The organism is Streptomyces sp. L500 (genome assembly GCF_054551825.1).
Window position 1 is genome coordinate 1 of sequence record NZ_JBTOLC010000142.1, and the last position, 527, is coordinate 527.

Below are 527 nucleotides of genomic sequence, written 5' to 3' on the forward strand. Positions count from 1 at the left end.
GCGTTCGTCCCGCTGATGCCGAACGACGACACACCCGCCCTGCGCGGCCCGTCACCCTCCGGCCAGACCGTCCGCTCCGTCAGCAACTCCACCGCACCCGCCGACCAGTCCACGTGGGAGGACGGCTGGTCGACGTGCAGCGTCTGCGGCAGAACGCCGTGGCGCATCGCCATGACCATCTTGATAATGCCCGCGACACCGGCGGCGGCCTGCGTGTGCCCGAGGTTGGACTTCACCGAACCCAGCAGCAACGGCCGCTCCCCCGACCGCCCCTGGCCATACGTGGCCAGCAGCGCCTGCGCCTCGATCGGGTCACCCAGAGTGGTACCCGTACCGTGCGCCTCCACCGCGTCCACATCAGCGGCCGACAGCCCGCCACTGGCCAGCGCCTGGCGGATCACCCGCTGCTGCGACGGACCGTTCGGCGCCGTCAGACCGTTCGACGCACCATCCTGGTTGACGGCGCTGCCCCGCACGGTCGCCAGGATCCGGTGGCCGTTGCGACGGGCGTCCGACATCCGCTCCAG

At 71.3% G+C, this 527-nt stretch carries 1 pseudogene; it reads right to left on the reverse strand.

The window, feature by feature from the left end:
* Nucleotides 1–527 (reverse strand): annotated as a pseudogene (locus ACX9I7_RS32715) (polyketide synthase); the annotation flags it as partial.